Source organism: Anaerolineae bacterium (assembly GCA_014360855.1).
Classification (GTDB): domain Bacteria; phylum Chloroflexota; class Anaerolineae; order JACIWP01; family JACIWP01; genus JACIWP01.
The window spans coordinates 1-1567 of sequence record JACIWP010000426.1; the positions used below are offsets into that span (position 1 = coordinate 1).

Here is a 1567-nt window from a genome sequence, read left to right on the forward strand (position 1 = left end):
CAGTTCCTGCTTCACCTCCTCTGGCATATGCGAATCGGACCGCCGGCGTGCCATGTAGTACGCCAGCCGCCACATCCACGGGCCGAAATAGACCTGCGCCGGCGCACAGCGCCCCCGCCGCACCGCCTGCTCCCGCTCCTGCGCATAGCCCACATACAGGTTCAACAGCAACTGCACCAGCGCCTTGGGAGCCTTGGGCGGATCCGCCGTGCACCATGCGCTGAACTGCCACGCCCAGCGCCACGCCTCAGCCACCTCCTGCCAATCCATGGTAAAGCCTAGAAAGTGAAAGGCGTCTTTCTTTCTGGTTCCGCTCTGCCCATTCCTCTCCCATCGTTTGGCCAGTTCTTCCGCTTTGCCGGCATCATCCGCCGCCTGGTACAGCGGGTATTTCTCCGGCGCCAGGGCAATGCCGGCGGAAATGGTGACACATGGATTCTCGCAGACGAACTGGCGAAAGCCCTTCTGCACCTCCAGGGCAAAGATGGGCAGGGCATCCCAACTGCCCACCAGGAAGACGTCGTCGCCGCCGGCATACTGCAGGTACAGCCGGTCCCGCATCAGCGCCGCATGTTCGCCGGCGCCGGCGAAGCCCGGGAGCAGTCCCTCAAAGAATAACCGCAGGGCAAAGCTCAAGCTGGCCACGCGCGACAACGTCAGATGTTTCACCTCATCCCCTTTGCTATCCTTCCATGTAAATCCTTCTTCCTGGAAGAGCAGGCTCAGATTGTCCACGTCCATACGCAGGACGCCCCAACGTTTGAACCCGCCGGTGGACGCCTCGCACAACTCGTCAAAGGTGCAGATGTGCTTTTCGGATTGTTCGCACCACGGCACAAGCTGTGGGAAGAAGCGGTAGACCTCGACCTGCGTCACCCCTTCGATGCGGCTCGTTCCCTTTTTGACATCGTCCCCCTTCAGCGGCGTGAGGAGCATTACCGCCGGCTTGACCTTCACAACCGCCTGCCGCAAATCCTCCACCGCCCAGAAGTCCATGCCAAAGCTCTGCAGGACCGCGTGCCAGTCCTCGACCTGCTCCGGCAGTGCCTGTGGCGCGAAATGCGCGCTCACCAGCCACTTCGCTTTAGCCAACGCGTTCCCCAGCGCCTCAAAGCTCCGACAATGTTTGCACTTTCTGATCCCTTCTTCTTCCTCCATGCCTTTCTCTTCCCGACCGCAGACACTGCACTCCATATCCCGGTCCCCGCCGGCACCCATGCCGCCGCCCAGATAGCGGGACAGGATGTCGTCGTCCAGGTAGGCCAGGGGGCGGTTTTTGGTTTTCCTCAGCTCTCTGTGGAGTGCCTTCCAGGCACCGGCGAAACAGCCGACGCGGAACTCGCCCGCCCGCACCGGCGACCAGCCCAGCGCCAGGTGAAGCCCGCCCTCATGGGCCGCCAGGAGCCGGCGCGATACCTCCTGCTGGATGGCCGGCAGGCGCTCCTGTGCGCGCATCGGCGCCAGCAGGAAGAAATTGCCGCCTCCGAGATAAATAATGTTCGTCACCGGCAGGCCCAGCTCCCGCAGGACATAGCGCGCCACCGCCTCGGTCAGCAACTGCAGGTAA

At 62.7% G+C, this 1567-nt stretch carries 1 protein-coding gene; it reads right to left on the bottom strand.

What is annotated here, in order from left to right:
• On the bottom strand, positions 1–1567 hold a 1567-nt coding region (gene cas10, locus H5T60_14775), incomplete at both ends, for a type III-A CRISPR-associated protein Cas10/Csm1 (protein ID MBC7243696.1).